The organism is Streptomyces sp. NPDC090741 (assembly GCF_044769045.1).
Classification (GTDB): domain Bacteria; phylum Actinomycetota; class Actinomycetes; order Streptomycetales; family Streptomycetaceae; genus Streptomyces.
Genome location: NZ_JBIVXF010000001.1, coordinates 190,217 through 206,771, shown reverse-complemented (window position 1 = coordinate 206,771; position 16,555 = coordinate 190,217). Strand labels below are relative to the sequence as shown.

The 16,555-nt window shown below is 71.0% G+C and carries 12 protein-coding genes; 9 read left to right on the top strand and 3 right to left on the bottom strand.

The annotated features are described in order from the left end of the window. Positions 1-127 precede the first annotated feature (127 nt). From ACIQU4_RS00930 to serA, 5 genes are all read left to right on the top strand, one after another. The gene (locus tag ACIQU4_RS00930; protein ID WP_403724144.1) at positions 128-2,962 is read left to right on the top strand and encodes a putative bifunctional diguanylate cyclase/phosphodiesterase; all 2,835 of its coding nucleotides are present in this window, start codon (positions 128-130) and stop codon (positions 2,960-2,962) included. Positions 2,963-3,166: 204 nt separating this feature from the next. Continuing rightward, entirely contained in the window at positions 3,167-5,053 is a 1,887-nt protein-coding gene (locus tag ACIQU4_RS00925; RefSeq protein ID WP_403724142.1) for an acetolactate synthase large subunit, read from the top strand. Positions 5,054-5,085: 32 nt separating this feature from the next. After that, positions 5,086-5,610 (top strand): acetolactate synthase small subunit, encoded by a 525-nt coding sequence (gene ilvN, locus ACIQU4_RS00920; protein WP_403724139.1) that lies wholly within the window; start codon positions 5,086-5,088, stop codon positions 5,608-5,610. A 170-nt stretch (positions 5,611-5,780) separates the two neighbouring features. Continuing rightward, entirely contained in the window at positions 5,781-6,782 is a 1,002-nt protein-coding gene (ilvC, locus tag ACIQU4_RS00915; protein ID WP_403724136.1) for a ketol-acid reductoisomerase, read from the top strand. A 272-nt stretch (positions 6,783-7,054) separates the two neighbouring features. Further along, complete coding sequence (gene serA / locus ACIQU4_RS00910; RefSeq protein WP_030159101.1) at positions 7,055-8,644, top strand: phosphoglycerate dehydrogenase; 1,590 nt, start codon at positions 7,055-7,057, stop codon at positions 8,642-8,644. 89 nt (positions 8,645-8,733) lie between these two features. Here the strand turns inward: serA and ACIQU4_RS00905 are convergent, their stop codons facing one another. Next, entirely contained in the window at positions 8,734-10,296 is a 1,563-nt protein-coding gene (locus ACIQU4_RS00905) for an MFS transporter (RefSeq protein WP_403724133.1), read from the bottom strand. 102 nt (positions 10,297-10,398) lie between these two features. On the opposite strand from ACIQU4_RS00905, the gene ACIQU4_RS00900 reads away from it, so the two are divergent. Continuing rightward, entirely contained in the window at positions 10,399-10,992 is a 594-nt protein-coding gene (locus ACIQU4_RS00900) for a TetR/AcrR family transcriptional regulator (RefSeq protein ID WP_403724130.1), read from the top strand. An 88-nt stretch (positions 10,993-11,080) separates the two neighbouring features. Here ACIQU4_RS00900 and ACIQU4_RS00895 read toward each other — a convergent pair whose 3' ends face one another. Then, entirely contained in the window at positions 11,081-12,220 is a 1,140-nt protein-coding gene (locus ACIQU4_RS00895) for a PucR family transcriptional regulator (protein WP_403724127.1), read from the bottom strand. 198 nt (positions 12,221-12,418) lie between these two features. Between ACIQU4_RS00895 and ACIQU4_RS00890 the strand changes: the two genes are divergently transcribed. Both ACIQU4_RS00890 and pruA read left to right on the top strand, forming a co-directional pair. Then, the gene (locus ACIQU4_RS00890) at positions 12,419-13,345 is read left to right on the top strand and encodes a proline dehydrogenase family protein (RefSeq protein ID WP_385581252.1); all 927 of its coding nucleotides are present in this window, start codon (positions 12,419-12,421) and stop codon (positions 13,343-13,345) included. A 31-nt stretch (positions 13,346-13,376) separates the two neighbouring features. Next, a complete protein-coding gene (gene pruA, locus ACIQU4_RS00885) occupies positions 13,377-15,008 on the top strand; it encodes an L-glutamate gamma-semialdehyde dehydrogenase (RefSeq protein ID WP_403724125.1) in 1,632 nt (543 codons plus the stop codon). An 81-nt stretch (positions 15,009-15,089) separates the two neighbouring features. On the opposite strand, the gene ACIQU4_RS00880 is transcribed toward pruA, so the two are convergent. Continuing rightward, entirely contained in the window at positions 15,090-16,016 is a 927-nt protein-coding gene (locus tag ACIQU4_RS00880) for a zinc-binding alcohol dehydrogenase family protein (protein ID WP_403724122.1), read from the bottom strand. 88 nt (positions 16,017-16,104) lie between these two features. Between ACIQU4_RS00880 and ACIQU4_RS00875 the strand changes: the two genes are divergently transcribed. Beyond that, positions 16,105-16,542: a MarR family winged helix-turn-helix transcriptional regulator gene (locus ACIQU4_RS00875; RefSeq protein WP_403724120.1), complete on the top strand. Its 438-nt coding sequence runs from the start codon at positions 16,105-16,107 to the stop codon at positions 16,540-16,542. The last annotated feature ends 13 nt before the right edge of the window (positions 16,543-16,555 follow it).

Sequence of the window (16,555 nt, the reverse complement as noted above, 5' to 3'; positions counted from 1 at the left end):
GCCGGAGGCGACGCTGCCGCGACTGGGCCGCGCCGGAACCAGCCAGCGAGGGGGACCGGTGAGTGCCCCGGGGGCGGCGCTGCTGACCAGGTCGCCCGTCTCGGGCGGTGGCGGCAGGAGCCTGGCGATGCAACTGCTCCTCGCAATGATCAGCGGTGGGTACGCCGTCGGCGCCGCCCTCGGCTGGGGTTCCGAGAAACTCGCCGAGATCATGGGCGACTTCGGGCTCAGCGCCGCCGCGTTACTCGCCGCCGTCTCCTGCTACACGTACGCGCGGACGATCGACAGCCGCGAGCGCCCGGCCTGGCTGCTTTTCGCGTTCTCCTCCCTCATGGGAGCCTGCGGCAACGGCGTCTGGGGCTGGTACGAGGTGGTCCTCGGCGAGGCCGTGCCGAAGCCCTCGCTCGCCGACTTCGCGTTCCTCTGCTTCGCGCCGCCCGCCATCGTGGGACTGCTCGTCCTCGCCAAACGCCCGGTCACCCGCGCCGGCTGGGTCTGCCTCGGGCTCGACTCCTGGCTCATCGGCGGCTCCCTGCTCACCCTGTCCTGGAGCCTGGCCCTCGCGCACGCGGCGCGGACCGCCCAGTCCGGGTCCCCCGGCAGCGTCCCGCGCGCCGCGCTCTTGCTCGCCTACCCGCTGCTGGACATCGCGCTCGTCTCCATGGTGCTCGTCCTGCACTTCCGGCGCTCCGAGGCCAACCGCTCGGCCGTGAACACCGCCATCGCGGCCCTGGCCCTGACCGTGCTCAGCGACGCCCTGTTCACCTCGCCGCTGCTCAGCGCCGAATACCAGTCCGGTCAGCTGCTCGACGCCGGCTGGTTCGCCGGCTCGCTGCTGCTCGCCTACGCGCCCTGGGGGGCCCGGCGCGCCCATCCGGGCCCGGGGACGCCGGGGATGCCGCGCGCCGACCGTCCGGTCAGCCGCCCCATCAGCGGCTCGCTGCCCGCCCTCACGCCGTACCTCGCGGCAGCCGTCTGCACCCTGGGCATCCTGTACAACGTGGTGGACGGCCGGAAGGTCGACCGGGTGGTCGTCTTCACCGGCTGCACGGTGGTGCTCGCCCTCGTCATCCGGCAGGGCATCATGCTCATCGACAACATCGCGCTGACGCAGGAACTCGCCCAGAAGGAGAACCACTTCCGCTCCCTGGTCCAGGGCTCCAGCGACGTCATCATGATCGCCGCCCCCACCGGGACCCTGCGGTACGTCAGCCCCGCGGCCGCCGGGGTCTACGGGCGCGAGGCCGAGGAGCTCGCCGGCACCGAGCTCGCCACCCTGATCCACCCGCACGACCTGGGCCGGGTGGTCCACGAGGTACGCCGCTTCCTGGCCGCGCCGCCCGCCGAGGAGCCGACCACCCGCATCGAATGCCGCTTCAAGTCCGGCAGCGGCGAATGGCTGAATGTGGAGTCCACCGTCAACCGCCACCAGGGCGGCCTCATCCTCAACAGCCGCGACGTCACCGAGCGGGTCCGCCTCCAGGCGCAGCTCCAGCACAGCGCCGAGCACGATCCGCTGACCGACCTGCCCAACCGGGCCCTGTTCACCCGCCGGGTCCGCCAGGCCCTGACCGGCCGGCGCGCGGGGGACCACAGCTCCGCCGTGCTCTTCATCGACCTCGACGGGTTCAAGGCGGTCAACGACACCATCGGCCACCAGGCGGGCGACGAGCTGCTGATCGAGGCCGCGTGCCGGCTCCAGGACTCGGTGCGTGCCGGGGACACCGCGGCCCGGCTCGGCGGCGACGAGTTCGCGGCGCTGATCCTGGGCGACGGCAGCCGCGACCGCAGCGCCCGCGAGTACCAGGTGCGCGAGATCGCGGACCGGCTGCGCACCACCCTGTCCCAGCCGTACCGGATCGCCGGCAGCGAGGTCCGGGTCGCCGCCAGCATCGGCGTGGCCTTCGCCGACCCCGGCATCACCCCTTCGGACCTCATGCGCAACGCGGACCTCGCGATGTACCGAGCCAAGGCGGGCGGCAAGGACCGGGTCGAGCTGTACGCGCCCCAGATGCAGGCCGAGGTCGTACGGAAGGCGGAGCTCGCCGGGCGGCTGCGCACCGCGCTCCACGACGGGGAGTTCGCCCTGTTGCACCAGCCGGTGGTCTCCCTGGCGACCGGCGAGGTCACGGCCGTGGCGGCGCAGGCCCGCTGGCGCTCGGCCCAGGGGATCCTGTTCACCCCGGCGGAATTCCTCCGTGTGGCCGAGTACAGCGAGGGCGCGGCGGCGGGGCCCGAGGGCCGCTCCGGCCTCCCCGCGGACACGCCCACCCGGGCCGCCGAGCTGGGGCACTGGTTGCTGGAGGAGGCCGTGGCGCAGGCCGCCGAGCGGCACCGGATCGGGCACGACGTACCGGTGGCCGTACGGATGAGCGCCGAGCGGCTGCTCGACCGGGCCGCGCCGCTCGGCTCCGTGGAGGCACTGCTGACCCGGCACGGCCTGCCGTCCGGGGCCCTCGTGATCGAACTGACCGTGTCCGACCCCAGGGTCCCCTTCGACGAGCTGGAGCGGCGCCTGGCGGCCCTGCGCCGGCTCGGGGTCCTGATCTCCCTGGACGGCTTCGGCAGCGGCTACGCGGCCATCAGCGCCCTGCGCAGACTCCCCGTGGACATCCTGAAGCTGGACCGGGGCCTGGTCGAGGGCGTGGTCGAATCAGCCCGCCTCCACAAGATCACCGCTGGTTTGTTGCGCATTGCAAATGATTTGGGTATGCAGTCGGTGGCCGACGGGGCGGACCTCCCCGAGCAGGTCATGGCGCTGCGCGCGATGGGGTGCACACACGGCCAGGGAGTGGCTTTTTCCGGCCCACTCGACGAGTACAGGCTGCGCCGCGCGCTGGTGCGCGGTACGTTCCCAGTACCGGGCGGAGCGGCCCAGCCCGCCTTGGCCGGTGGTTCGTCCGGGGGCTCGATGGCCATCCGCAGAGGCTCACATAATGAGACGCCCGTCCCACCCGCTTGACATCCCCCTCCCGCCGGAGGGAGGGTCAGTGCCATGCGCACCCGAATTCTCGTACTTGGAAAGCGCGTCGGCTGAAGCTGGGACCTGCATGTCCCCGCTCCGCACACCCGACGCGCTCCCCTCGCTTGCCTCCCGGCACGAGGGGTTTTTTGTTGCACTGGCACACCTTCGAATCCTCGTAAAACCCTCAGCTTCGAGAAGAGAATGCCGATGACCGAGCAGGCCACCGGGGCCCACCATCCGCAGCCGCGGCCCCGTTCCGGCGGACACCAGCCCGCCGCAGTTGAGCACGTCACGGGTGCGCAGTCCCTCATCCGCTCTCTCGAAGAGGTGGGGTGCGACACCGTCTTCGGTATCCCGGGCGGGGCCATCCTCCCGGCGTACGACCCGATGATGGACAGCACCAAGGTCCGCCACATCCTGGTCCGCCACGAGCAGGGCGCCGGCCACGCCGCGACCGGCTACGCGCAGGCCACCGGCAAGGTGGGCGTCTGCATGGCCACCTCCGGTCCGGGCGCCACCAACCTGGTCACCCCCATCGCCGACGCGCACATGGACTCGGTGCCGCTCGTCGCGATCACCGGCCAGGTCTCCTCCAAGGCGATCGGCACCGACGCCTTCCAGGAGGCGGACATCGTCGGCATCACGATGCCGATCACCAAGCACAACTTCCTGGTGACCAGGGCCGAGGACATCCCGAAGACCATCGCCGAGGCCTTCCACATCGCCTCCACCGGCCGCCCGGGCCCGGTCCTGGTCGACATCGCCAAGGACGCCCTGCAGTCGAGGACCACCTTCTCGTGGCCGCCGTCGCAGGACCTCCCGGGCTACCGGCCGGTCACCAAGCCGCACGCCAAGCAGATCCGCGAGGCCGCCAAGCTCATCTGCCAGGCCAAGCGCCCGGTCCTGTACGTCGGCGGCGGCGTGATGAAGTCCGGCGCGACCGCCGAACTCAAGGTCCTGGCCGAGCTGACCGGGGTCCCGGTCACCACCACGCTGATGGCGCTGGGCTCGTTCCCCGACAGCCACCCGCTGCACGTGGGCATGCCCGGCATGCACGGCGCGGTCACCGCCGTCACCGCCCTGCAGAAGTCGGACCTGCTGATCGCGCTCGGCACCCGCTTCGACGACCGCGTCACCGGCAAGCTGGACAGCTTCGCCCCGTTCGCCAAGGTCATCCACGCGGACATCGACCCGGCGGAGATCGGCAAGAACCGCGAGGTCGACGTCCCGATCGTCGGTGACGCCCGCGAGGTCATCGCCGACCTGATCCAGGCGGTCCAGGCCGAGCACACCGAGGGCAACACCGGGGACTACACCGCCTGGTGGAAGGACCTCAGCCGCTGGCGCGAGACGTACCCGCTGGGCTACGACCTGCCCGACGACGGCATGCTCTCCCCGCAGCAGGTCATCCAGCGCATCGGCGCGCTCGCCCCCGAGCACACCATCTACGCGGCCGGCGTCGGCCAGCACCAGATGTGGGCCTCGCACTTCGTCAACTACGAGGAGCCCCGCACCTGGCTGAACTCCGGCGGCGCCGGAACCATGGGCTACGCGGTCCCCGCCGCGATGGGCGCCAAGGTCGGCATGCCGGACCGCACGGTCTGGGCGATCGACGGCGACGGCTGCTTCCAGATGACCAATCAGGAACTGGCCACCTGCGCGCTGAACAACATCCCGATCAAGGTCGCGATCATCAACAACGGTGCGCTGGGCATGGTCCGCCAGTGGCAGACCCTGTTCTACAACCAGCGGTACTCCAACACCGTGCTGCACGCCGACGAGACGGGCCACGGCACCGTCGGCTCCCAGCTCGGGGAGTCCACCGCCCCCCGCAAGGGCACCCGCGTCCCGGACTTCGTCAAGCTGTCCGAGGCCATGGGCTGCGTGGCGCTGCGCTGTGAGGACCCGGCCGACCTGGACAAGGTCATCGCCGAGGCCAACGCGATCAACGACCGTCCCGTCGTGATCGACTTCATCGTCCACGAGGACGCCATGGTGTGGCCGATGGTCGCCGCCGGCACCTCCAACGACGAGGTCATGGCAGCCCGGGGCGTCCGCCCCGACTTCGGCGACAACGAAGACGACTGAGCCGAGAGAGCCTGAGAGAGAGAACGACTCACATGTCCAAGCACACGCTCTCCGTCCTGGTCCAGAACACGCCCGGCATCCTCGCCCGGATCGCCGCGCTGTTCTCCCGCCGCGGGTTCAACATCGACTCCCTCGCGGTCGGCGTCACCGAGCACCCCGACATCTCGCGCATCACGATCGTCGTGAACGTCGAGGACCTCCCGCTGGAGCAGGTGACCAAGCAGCTGAACAAGCTGGTCAACGTGCTCAAGATCGTCGAGCTGGAGCCGCACAACGCCATCGAACGCGAACTCGTTCTGGTGAAGGTCCGCGCCGACAACGAGACCCGCTCCCAGATCGTCGAGATCGTCCAGCTGTTCCGCGCCAAGACGGTCGACGTCTCCCCGGATGCCGTCACCATCGAGGCGACGGGCGGCGCCGACAAGCTCGGCGCGATGCTCAAGATGCTGGAGCCCTTCGGCATCAAGGAGCTCGTGCAGTCCGGCACGATCGCCATAGGGCGCGGCGGCCGGTCCATCACGGACCGCAGCCTGCGCGCGCTCGACCGCAGCGCCTGAGCAACAGCGCCTCAGCAACACAGCGCCTCAGCAACACAGCGCCTGAGCAACACGGCGCCTCAGCAACACCCCGGCGTCGTGTTGCCTCTCGCATCGCGAGACCAAGAAACTTCCTTCACGTTCCCCGCCGTACGGTGGGAGCAACACCAGCGCACCAAGGAGATATCCCAGTGGCCGAGCTGTTCTACGAGAACGACGCCGACCTGTCCATCATCCAGGGCCGCAAGGTCGCGGTCATCGGCTACGGCAGCCAGGGCCACGCCCACGCGCTGTCGCTGCGTGACTCCGGCGTCGACGTCGTCGTCGGCCTGAAGGAGGGCTCGAAGTCCAAGGCCAAGGCCGAGGAGCAGGGCCTGAAGGTCGTCCCGGTCGCCGAGGCCGCCGCCTGGGCCAACGTCATCATGATCCTGACCCCGGACCCGCTCCAGGCCGAGATCTACGAGGAGTCCATCAAGGAGCACCTCGAGGAGGGCGACGCGCTCTTCTTCGGCCACGGCTTCAACGTCCGCTACGGCTTCATCAAGCCCCCGGCCAACGTGGACGTCGCCCTGGTCGCCCCGAAGGGCCCGGGCCACCTGGTGCGCCGTCAGTACGAGGAAGGCCGCGGCGTGCCCTGCATCGCCGCCGTCGAGCAGGACTTCTCCGGCAACGCCTTCGACCTCGCGCTCTCGTACGCGGCCGGCATCGGCGGCACCCGCGCCGGCGTCATCAAGACCACCTTCACCGAGGAGACCGAGACCGACCTGTTCGGTGAGCAGGCCGTCCTCTGCGGTGGCGCCTCCGCCCTGGTCAAGGCCGGTTTCGAGACCCTGACCGAGGCCGGCTACCAGCCGGAGATCGCGTACTTCGAGTGCCTGCACGAGCTGAAGCTCATCGTGGACCTCATGTACGAGGGCGGCCTGGAGAAGATGCGCTGGTCGGTCTCCGAGACCGCCGAGTGGGGCGACTACATCACCGGTCCCCGCATCATCACCGACGCCACCAAGGCCGAGATGAAGCAGGTCCTCGCGGAGATCCAGAGCGGCGAGTTCGCCAACACCTGGATGGCCGAGTACAAGGCCGGTCTGCCGAAGTACAACGAGTACAAGAAGGCCGACGAGGCCCACCTGCTGGAGACCACCGGCAAGAAGCTGCGCAAGCTCATGAGCTGGGTCGACAGCGACGAGAGCTGATCCGTACGCGAGGGGGCCGGGGCGATGAGCCCCGGCCCCGCCGCGCACGACGGGCCGGATCGGACCGCTCTGCACGCGGGGCTTGTCCACCCTGGCCAACCCCGGACGGGTGATCCTTCCGGACAGGCGGAATCCAGCACGGAATCCGCCACTACACTGCTCAACACAACGCGTCAGGCCCACAGTGTCGTGCGTCTTCCACGCGGCTACCCCCTCCACCGCCTGCGGCCGTCGGGACGGCCGTCCGCACTGGACTTGTGAGGATGACCCACGTGAGCTCGAAACCTGTCGTACTCATCGCCGAAGAGCTGTCGCCCGCCACCGTCGACGCGCTCGGTCCGGACTTCGAGATCCGGCACGTCAACGGCGCCGACCGCGCGGAGCTGCTCCCCGCGATCGTGGACGTCGACGCCATCCTGGTGCGCTCCGCGACCAAGGTCGACGCGGAGGCCATCGCCGCCGCCAAGAAGCTGAAGGTCGTCGCGCGCGCCGGTGTCGGCCTCGACAACGTCGACGTCTCCGCCGCCACCAAGGCCGGCGTGATGGTCGTGAACGCCCCGACCTCCAACATCGTCACCGCCGCCGAGCTCGCCTGCGGCCTGCTCGTCGCCTCGGCCCGCAACATCCCGCAGGCCAACACCGCCCTGAAGAACGGCGAGTGGAAGCGGAACAAGTACACGGGCGTCGAGCTCAGCGAGAAGACCCTCGGTGTCGTCGGCCTCGGCCGCATCGGCGTCCTGGTCGCCCAGCGCATGTCGGCCTTCGGCATGAAGATCGTCGCGTACGACCCCTACGTACAGCCCGCGCGCGCCGCCCAGATGGGCGTCAAGATGCTGACGCTGGACGAGCTCCTCGAAGTCGCCGACTTCATCACGGTGCACCTGCCCAAGACCCCCGAGACCCTCGGTCTCATCGGGGACGAGGCCCTGCACAAGGTCAAGCCGTCCGTCCGCATCGTCAACGCCGCGCGCGGCGGGATCGTGGACGAGGCCGCGCTGTACTCGGCCATCAAGGAGGGCCGCGTCGCCGGCGCCGGCCTCGACGTGTACGCGAAGGAGCCCTGCACGGACTCCCCGCTCTTCGAGCTCGACCAGGTCGTCTGCACCCCGCACCTCGGTGCGTCCACGGACGAGGCCCAGGAGAAGGCCGGCATCTCGGTCGCCAAGTCGGTGCGCCTGGCGCTCGCGGGCGAGCTCGTACCGGACGCGGTCAACGTCCAGGGTGGCGTCATCGCCGAGGACGTCCGTCCGGGTCTGCCGCTCGCCGAGAAGCTCGGCCGCATCTTCACCGCCCTCGCGGGCGAGGTCGCGGTCCGCCTCGACGTCGAGGTCTGCGGCGAAATCACCCAGCACGACGTCAAGGTGCTGGAACTCTCCGCCCTCAAGGGTGTCTTCGAGGACGTCGTCGACGAGACGGTCTCCTACGTCAACGCCCCGCTGTTCGCGCAGGAGCGCGGTGTCGAGGTACGCCTGACCACCAGCTCGGAGTCCCCGGACCACCGCAACGTGGTGACCGTGCGCGGCACCCTGTCGGACGGGCAGGAGGTGTCGGTCTCCGGCACCCTCGCCGGCCCGAAGCACCTGCAGAAGATCGTCGGCATCGGCGAGTACGACGTGGACCTGGCGCTCGCCGACCAGATGCTCGTGCTGCGCTACACCGACCGTCCGGGCGTGGTCGGCACCGTCGGCCGCATCCTCGGCGAGGCCGGCCTGAACATCGCGGGCATGCAGGTCGCCCGCGCCGAGGAGGGCGGCGAGGCGCTCGGCGTCCTCACGGTCGACGCGGAGGTGCCGGTGAACGTCCTCGCGGAGATCTCCGCCGAGATCGGCGCGGTCTCGGCGCGCACGGTCAGCCTCGGCTGACCCGCACGACACGGCGAAGGGCCCGGGGGAGACCCCGGGCCCTTCTTCGTGTTCGTGTTCCGCCGCCGCTCAGCCCGGCCGTACGGGGGTCAGCCCGCGAGGGCCGGAGCCTGCTCGGCGGGCTGCTCGGCGGGCTGCGCAGCGGGCTCCTCGGCGGGGTGTACCGCGGGGACGCCGATCCCCCGCAGCAGGCCCGCGGCGAGCAGGGCCGCCGCCAGCAGGAGGGCCGTACCGCCCCAGGCGGCGTACTGCATGCCGTGGACGAAGGCCTCCCGGGCCAGGGCCAGTACCTGCTCGCCGGCGCCGCCGCCCAGCTGCCGGGCGGTGGCGACGGCGCCGCCCAGGGTCTCCCGGACTGCGGGCTCGGCGCCCGACAGGTCGGAGCGGTAGACGGCGGTGCCGAGGCTGCCCAGGACCGCCATGCCGAGCGCGCCGCCGAACTCCTGGCCGGTCTCCAGCAGGGAGGCGGCCGAGCCGGCCTTCTCCGCGGGGGCCGCGCCCAGCGCCATGTCGGAGACCAGGGACATCACGGTGACGATGCCGGAGGCCAGCACGCCGGCGCCGGTCAGCAGCAGCCACAGGGAGTCGCTGCCGACGAGGCCGATCAGGGCGAACCCGGCGGCGGCGAGGACGAAGCCGCCGGCGATGACGTACGCCCGGTCGGTCTTCTGTGCCAGGGCGGCGCTGACCGGGGCGGCGGCGCCGATGAGGAGCGAGGGCGCCAGGCTCCACAGGGCGGCCTCCAGCGTGCCCATGCCGAGCACCGACTGCAGGTACTGGGTGGTGAAGTAGGCCGAGCCCATCATGGCGAAGGCGGCGATGGTGTTGAGGGCGATTCCCGCGCCGAATCCCCGGCCCCGGAACAGGGCCCGGCCGACCATGGCGTCGTCGCGGGTGCGCTGGCGGCGGACGAAGACGAACCCGAAGGCCAGGCCCACGGCGACGCAGACCAGGTAGAGCGGCTCCGGGCCCTCGGCGGCGATCTCCTTGAGGCCGTACACCACAGGGAGCACGGCGGCCGTCGACAGCGGCACGCTCAGCAGGTCGAAGCGGCCGGGCGCCGGGTCCTTGAACTCCGGGACCAGCACCGGGACGAGGACCAGCAGGAGCAGCATCGCCGGCACGTTGATCAGGAAGACCGAACCCCACCAGAAGTGGTTCAGCATCACGCCGCTCATCACCGAGCCGAGGGCGATGCCGCCGGTCATGGCCCCGGACCAGATGGCGATGGCCTGACCGCGCTGCCTGGCGTCCTGGAAGAGGTTGCGTACGAGCGCCAGCGTGGAGGGCATCAGGGTCGCTCCGCCGATCCCGAGCAGCACGCGGGCGGCGATCAGCATCTCGGCGCTGGTGGCGTAGGCGGCGCAGACGGAGGCGAGCCCGAAGGCGGTCGCGCCCGTCAGCAGCAGCTTGCGGCGGCCGATCCGGTCACCGAGCGAACCCATGGTGATCAGCAGGCCGGCGAGGGCGAAGGCGTAGCTGTCGAAGATCCAGAGCTGCTGGGTGGCGCTCGGATCGAGCTCTCGGGTGATGGCCGGGATGGCGAAGTAGAGGACGGAGACGTCCATCGAGACCAGGAGCAGGGGCAGCAGGAGGACGGTGAAGGCGATCCATTCCCGGCGGCCGGCGGGACGTGCGGCGGAGTTCGTCATGAGCAGGAATGTACAAGCGTCATAAACGCTTGTCTAGTACGGCCGTATGGGACTGTCGTCTGTGACTGCTGTCTAGGACGGTTGTCTTGATACGGTGAGCGCATGGGACACCGTGAAGATCTGCTCGAAGGCGCCAAGAAGTGCCTGGTCGAGAAGGGTTTCGTGCGGACGACCGCGCGCGACATCGTCAACGCCTCCGGCGCGAACCTGGCGTCGATCGGATACCACTACGGCTCGAAGGACGCCTTGCTCACGCAGGCGTTCATCGCGATGGCCGAGGAGTGGGGCGACTCCTTCAAACCGGACGTCACGGGTGAAGGCGGCTCGCTCGAACGCTTCCGCTCGGTCTGGGACGGCATGATCGGACAGCGCGATCGGGCGGCCCCGATGTGGGCGGCCAGCCTGGAGATCGCGATGAACCGCGACCGGCTGCCGGAGCTGCGGGAGATGGTCGTGTCCTCGGAGGGCGAGGGGCGCAAGGGGCTGACCGAGATGTTCACGGGCATCCCGGAGGGGCAGCTCGAAGAGCGGGACGTCCGGACGCTCGGCGGGCTCTACCAGGTACTGGTCGCCGGGATGATGGTGCAGTGGCTGTACAACCCCGAGAACGCCGTCACCGCCGAGGAGTTGACGGAGGGAATGCGGCGCGCCGCGGAGATGATGGTGAAGGACGCGGGCGCCGCCGACCCCGCCTGAGAGCGGGTGTCTCCCGTACGAGGGATGCCGACGCGCCGCGTACGAGGCATGTCGGCGCGGTGCGTACGAGGCGCGCCCGCGCCCGCGTTCAGCCGTACAGGCGGGCCGCCTTGATGGCCATGTGGAGCAACAGCCGGTCCTCGCCCTCGTCCAGGTCCAGGCCGGTCAGCTGCTCCACCCGGGCGAGGCGGTAGTACAGGGTCTGGCGGTGGATGCCCAGGGCCGCCGCCGCGCGGCCCGCCTGGCCCGCGCAGTCCAGGAACAGTTCGGCGGTACGGGCGAGTTCCCGGTGCGCCGGCCCGAGCAGGACCCGGGTCGCCGGATCGCCCGCCGGGTCGGCGGCCGCCAGGGCCGCCAGCATGCGGTACGGGCCGATCGCCGACCACTGGGCCACCGGGCCGAACCGGGGCTGGGCCGCGGCCGCCTGCGCCGCCGCCGAAGCCTCCGACCACGCGTCGGCCAGCGCCGCCAGCCCCTGGCGGGGCTCCGCGATCCCGGCGGTCGCCGAGCCGCCCGCCAGCAGCCGGGTCGCGACGCCGACGGCGGGGACGAGCGCCTCCGCCGAGCGGAGCCTGACCAGGACGGCGAGTGCCGGGCCGGCCTTCCGCCCCGGCCGCGGGACCGTGCACACCGCCGCGGTGCCCGGCACCGACGCCGGGGCCTCACCGGACCACGGCTCCACGCACACCACCGCGTGCAGCCCGTCCGCCCCCGGGCCCAGGGCCACCCGGAGCGCGGCCACCGCCATGTCCTGCTGCCAGCCCCGGCCGGCCGTGAGCACCTCCCGGAACTCCCGGGACAGGTCGGCCCCCGCCTTGGCCTCCTCGGCGAGCAGGATCCCGATGCGCTCGGCCACTTCCATGGCCGCCGCCAGGGCGTCCGGCCCGGGGCCGGGCTCCCGGTCGAGGAGCCACACGTACCCCTGCACGATCCCGCGGTAGCGCACCGGCAGGCAGATCCGACCCCGGAAGACCCCCGCGTCCGGCGCCGCCGGGATCCGCACCGGCCCCGTCGCCCGCGCGATGCCGAAGCCCTCGAACCAGGCCCGCACGGCCGCCGTCGACTGCCGGGTCAGGATCGAGCGGGTGCGTACGGGATCCATCGCGAGATCGTCGTCGCTGTCGTGCGCGCCGAAGGCGATGAGGCGGAAATCCCGGTTCTCCAGCGTCGCCGGGGCGCCGAGGAGCGCCGAGATCTCATCCACCAGGTCCTGGTAATCGTCCTTCACCCGGACATTCTCCCACCCGGAAAGCCGGTCTTCAGACAGATGTATGAGATCGGGGACACGGATGCGTGACAGCTGTCGATGGCAGAGGATCAAAGCGATCCTTAGGTTTCACGGTGGTTTTACTCGCGTTTTCTTTACGGCCCCGCCCACCCCCGCGCGGACCGTATGCCTGCTTCTGCCACCTGTTGGAGGTGCCCCGTGCTGGGTCCCGCGATCCTCGCCGCTTCGCGCAGCGACAAGATGCGCCGAATCGTCTCTGCCGCCCCGGTGACCAAGCCCGTGGTGAACCGGTTCATCCCCGGCGAGACGGTCGACCAGGTCATCCCGATCGTCGTGGACCTCACGGAGAAGGGCCTGGAGCTCACGCTCGACGTGGTGGGCGAGGACATCACCACCGTGGAGCAGTCCCACGCCGCCCGTGACGCCTACCTCGAACTCATCGAGCACCTGGCCGGCCTGGGCCTCGGCGAGAAGGCCGAGATGTCGGTCAAGCTGTCGATGTTCGGCCAGGCGCTGGAGGGCGGCCACGAGCTCGCGCTCGCCAACGTCCGCCCGGTCGTCGAGGCCGCCGCGGCCATCGGCACCACCGTCACGCTGGACGCCGAGGACCACACCACCCTCGACTCGATGTTCGCCATCCACGAGGAGCTGCGCCGGGACTTCCCGCAGACCGGCTGCGTGATCCAGGCGTACCTCTTCCGCACCGAGGCCGACGCCCGCCGCCTGGCCGCCGCCGGCAGCCGCGTCCGGATCGTGAAGGGCGCGTACAAGGAGCCCGCCGAGGTCGCCTACCAGGACAAGGGCGAGATCGACAAGGCGTACGTCCGCATCCTGAAGACGCTGATGGAGGGCGAGGGCTACCCGATGATCGGGTCGCACGACCCGCGCCTGATCGCCATCGCGCAGGAGCTCGCCCGCAAGGCCGGGCGCAAGCTGGACGAGTACGAGTTCCAGATGCTGTACGGCATCCGAAGCGAGGAGCACCTGCGGCTCGCCGCCGAGGGCCACCGCATGCGCGTCTACACCGCGTACGGGACGGACTGGTACGGCTACTTCATGCGGCGCCTCGCCGAGAAGCCCGCCAACCTCCTGTTCTTCCTCCGCTCGATGATCACCAAGAACTAGCCAAGAACCAGGTCAAGGAGTTACCAGCCCCATGGATGCTGTGACCCAGGTCCCCGTGCCGGTCAACGAGCCGGTCCACTCGTACGCCCCCGGTACCCCGGAGCGCGCGCGCCTCGAAACGCAGCTGAAGCAGCTGTCCGAGAACCCGATCGACCTGCCCATGACGATCAACGGCGTCAAGCGGATGGGCGGCGGCGAGCGCTTCGACGTCGTGCAGCCGCACGACCACAAGTCGGTCATCGGCACGTACGCGAACGCCACCCAGGCCGACGCCCAGGAGGCCGTCGACGCCGCCCTGGCCGCGGCCCCGGCCTGGCGCTCGATGTCCTTCGACGACCGCGCCGCGATCATCCTGCGCGCCGCCGAGCTGCTGTCCGGCCCGTGGCGCGAGAAGCTGGCCGCCTCCACCATGCTGGGCCAGTCGAAGACCGCGCAGCAGGCCGAGATCGACACCCCGTGCGAGCTCGTCGACTTCTGGCGCTTCAACGTCCACTTCGCCCGCCAGATCCTGGCCGAGCAGCCGGTCGCGAACTCCGCCGGCGTGTGGAACCGCAGCGACCACCGCCCGCTCGAGGGCTTCGTCTACGCGATCACGCCGTTCAACTTCACGGCCATCGCCGGCAACCTGCCGACCGCCCCCGCCCTGATGGGCAACGTGGTCGTGTGGAAGCCGTCCCCGACGCAGACGCACTCCGCGGTCCTCCTGATGGAGATCCTGGAGGAGGCCGGCCTGCCGAAGGGCGTCATCAACCTGGTGACGGGCGACGGCATCGCCGTCTCCGAGGTGGCCCTGAACCACCCCGAGCTGGCCGGCATCCACTTCACCGGTTCGACCAAGACCTTCCAGTACCTGTGGAAGACGGTCGGCAACAACATCGAGAAGTACAAGTCCTACCCGCGCCTGGTCGGCGAGACCGGCGGCAAGGACTTCGTCGTGGCGCACCCGTCCGCGGACCGCGCCGTCCTGAAGACCGCCCTGACCCGCGGCTCCTTCGAGTTCCAGGGCCAGAAGTGCTCGGCGTCCTCGCGCGCCTACGTCCCGGCCTCGATCTGGAACGACGGCTTCAAGGAGGCCTTCGCGGCCGAGGTCGACGGCATCACCATGGGTGACGTCCGCGACCTGACCAACTTCATCGGCGCCGTCATCGACGAGCGTTCGTTCGCCAAGAACAAGGCCGCGATCGACCGTGCGATCGCCGACCCGACCTGCGAGATCATCGCCGGCGGCACGTACGACGACTCGGAGGGCTACTTCGTCCGCCCGACCGTCATCGCGTGCACCGACCCGGAGAACGAGGTCTTCACGACCGAGTACTTCGGCCCGATCCTGGCGATCCACGTGTACGAGGACGCCGCGTTCGACGCGATGCTGGCCCAGATGGAGTCGGTGTCGGCGTACGCGCTGACCGGCTCGATCATCGCCGGTGACCGCTACGCGGCGGCGGACGCGATGGAGAAGCTCCGCTTCGCGGCGGGCAACTTCTACATCAACGACAAGTCGACCGGCGCCGTGGTCGGCCAGCAGCCGTTCGGCGGCGGCCGTGCCTCGGGTACGAACGACAAGGCGGGCGCCGCGTCGAACCTGATGCGCTGGACCTCGACGCGCTCCATCAAGGAGACGCTGGTCGCGCCGACGGACTACGCGTACCCGCACATGGGCTGATCCGGCCCCCTTCTGACCCCGCCCCCGTTCCGGCACCCCCAAGTCCGGATCGGGGGCGGTTCCAGTTGCGCCCCTGTCCGGTCAGGGGATCAGGACCACCTTGCCGAGGTTGCGCCGTTCCTCGATCAGCGCGTGCGCCCGGGCCGCCTCGGCCAGCGGGATCTCCCCGTGCACGGCGGGGCGCAGTGAGCCGTCCCCGTACGCCTTCCACAGCTCGCGCCGCCAGCCCTCGTACACCTCGGGCCTGCCCTGCGCGACGGCCCGGATCTGGAAGCCGATCATCGAGGCGCCGCGCACCAGCAGTTCGTACGCCTCCACCGAGCCGCCGCCCGAGCCGTACGCCACCAGCCGGCCGCCCGTGGCCAGGGACCGCACGGCGGGGCCGAGCAGCTCGCCGCCGACCCCGTCGAGGACCACGTCGTACGGGTCGCCCCAGGCGGCGGGTTCGCCGTACAGCACGACCTCGTCGGCGCCGAGGCCGCGCACGAACCCGGCCTTGTCCGGGCTGGAGACGGCGGCGACCAGCCGGCCCGCCCCGCCGGCCCGGGCCAGTTGGAGCGCGAGGCTGCCGACCCCGCTCGCGGCGGCCGTGACCAGCACGGACTCCCCGGGGCGGACCTGCCCGGCCTCCCAGGCGCCCCGGGCCACGAGCCCGCTGCGCACGAGCGCGACGGCGTCGACGGAGCTCGCCCCGTCGGGGACGGCAGAGGCGAAGGGAGCCCCGAGGAGCGCGTACTCGGCGTACCCGTGGCCGAAACACAGCCCGGTGACCCGGTCGCCGACGGCGAACCCCCGCACCCCCTCGCCGAGCGCGGCCACGGTTCCCGCGACCTCACCGCCGAGCGGTACCGCCTCGGCACCCTCCCGCACCTTGCGCACGACGGGCAGCGTGACCCCGACGGCCTCGACCGCGACGAGCAACTCCCCGGGGGCGGGGACGGGCACGTCCGCCTCCTCGGCGAACAACACCTCGGGGCCGCCGTTGACCTCGTGGCGGATGCGCAGCACAGGACCTCCCGGACCGTGTCGAATTCATTGGCAGTCCCAACGATATACGAGATCGTAGGGGATCCCAATGAATTGCTAGGCTGGGCTCATGACCTCGGCCCTCGCACACATCCAGTCCCTCCCGAGCTGGCTCGTCGGGCGGGTCGCGGCGCGCGGCCGCGGCCTGGTCGCCGAGGCGCTCGCCGCGGAGGGGCTGAAGCTCGCGCACCACGCGGTACTGGCGGCGACCGCCGAGTACGGCCCGGTGGCCCAGGCCGACCTCGGCCGCCGGCTCGGCATCGACCCCAAGGACCTGGTCGGGCTCCTCAATCACCTGGAAGGCGCCGGCCTCCTCCTGCGGGCCCCGGATCCGGCGGACCGCCGGAAGAACGCCATCACCCTCACCCCGGCGGGCACGGCCACCCTCGCCCGCTGCGCCACCCTGGCCGAGACGGCGAACGCCGCGCTCCTGTCCCCCCTGACCCCGGCGGAACGCGAGCAGCTGACAGCCCTCCTGACCCGCGTCCACGAAGCCGGAGCCCCGTAGGGCCGGGACCTGG

What these genes read in the sequence shown, in the direction of transcription:
- ACIQU4_RS00925 (WP_403724142.1), top strand. Translation starts at nt 3,167, where the DNA reads ATGCCGATGACCGAGCAGGCCACCGGGGCCCACCATCCGCAGCCGCGG.
- ACIQU4_RS00930 (WP_403724144.1), top strand. Translation starts at nt 128, where the DNA reads ATGCAACTGCTCCTCGCAATGATCAGCGGTGGGTACGCCGTCGGCGCC.
- ACIQU4_RS00875 (WP_403724120.1), top strand. Translation starts at nt 16,105, where the DNA reads ATGACCTCGGCCCTCGCACACATCCAGTCCCTCCCGAGCTGGCTCGTC.
- ACIQU4_RS00905 (WP_403724133.1), bottom strand. Translation starts at nt 10,296, where the DNA reads ATGACGAACTCCGCCGCACGTCCCGCCGGCCGCCGGGAATGGATCGCC.
- ACIQU4_RS00900 (WP_403724130.1), top strand. Translation starts at nt 10,399, where the DNA reads ATGGGACACCGTGAAGATCTGCTCGAAGGCGCCAAGAAGTGCCTGGTC.
- pruA (WP_403724125.1), top strand. Translation starts at nt 13,377, where the DNA reads ATGGATGCTGTGACCCAGGTCCCCGTGCCGGTCAACGAGCCGGTCCAC.
- ilvN (WP_403724139.1), top strand. Translation starts at nt 5,086, where the DNA reads ATGTCCAAGCACACGCTCTCCGTCCTGGTCCAGAACACGCCCGGCATC.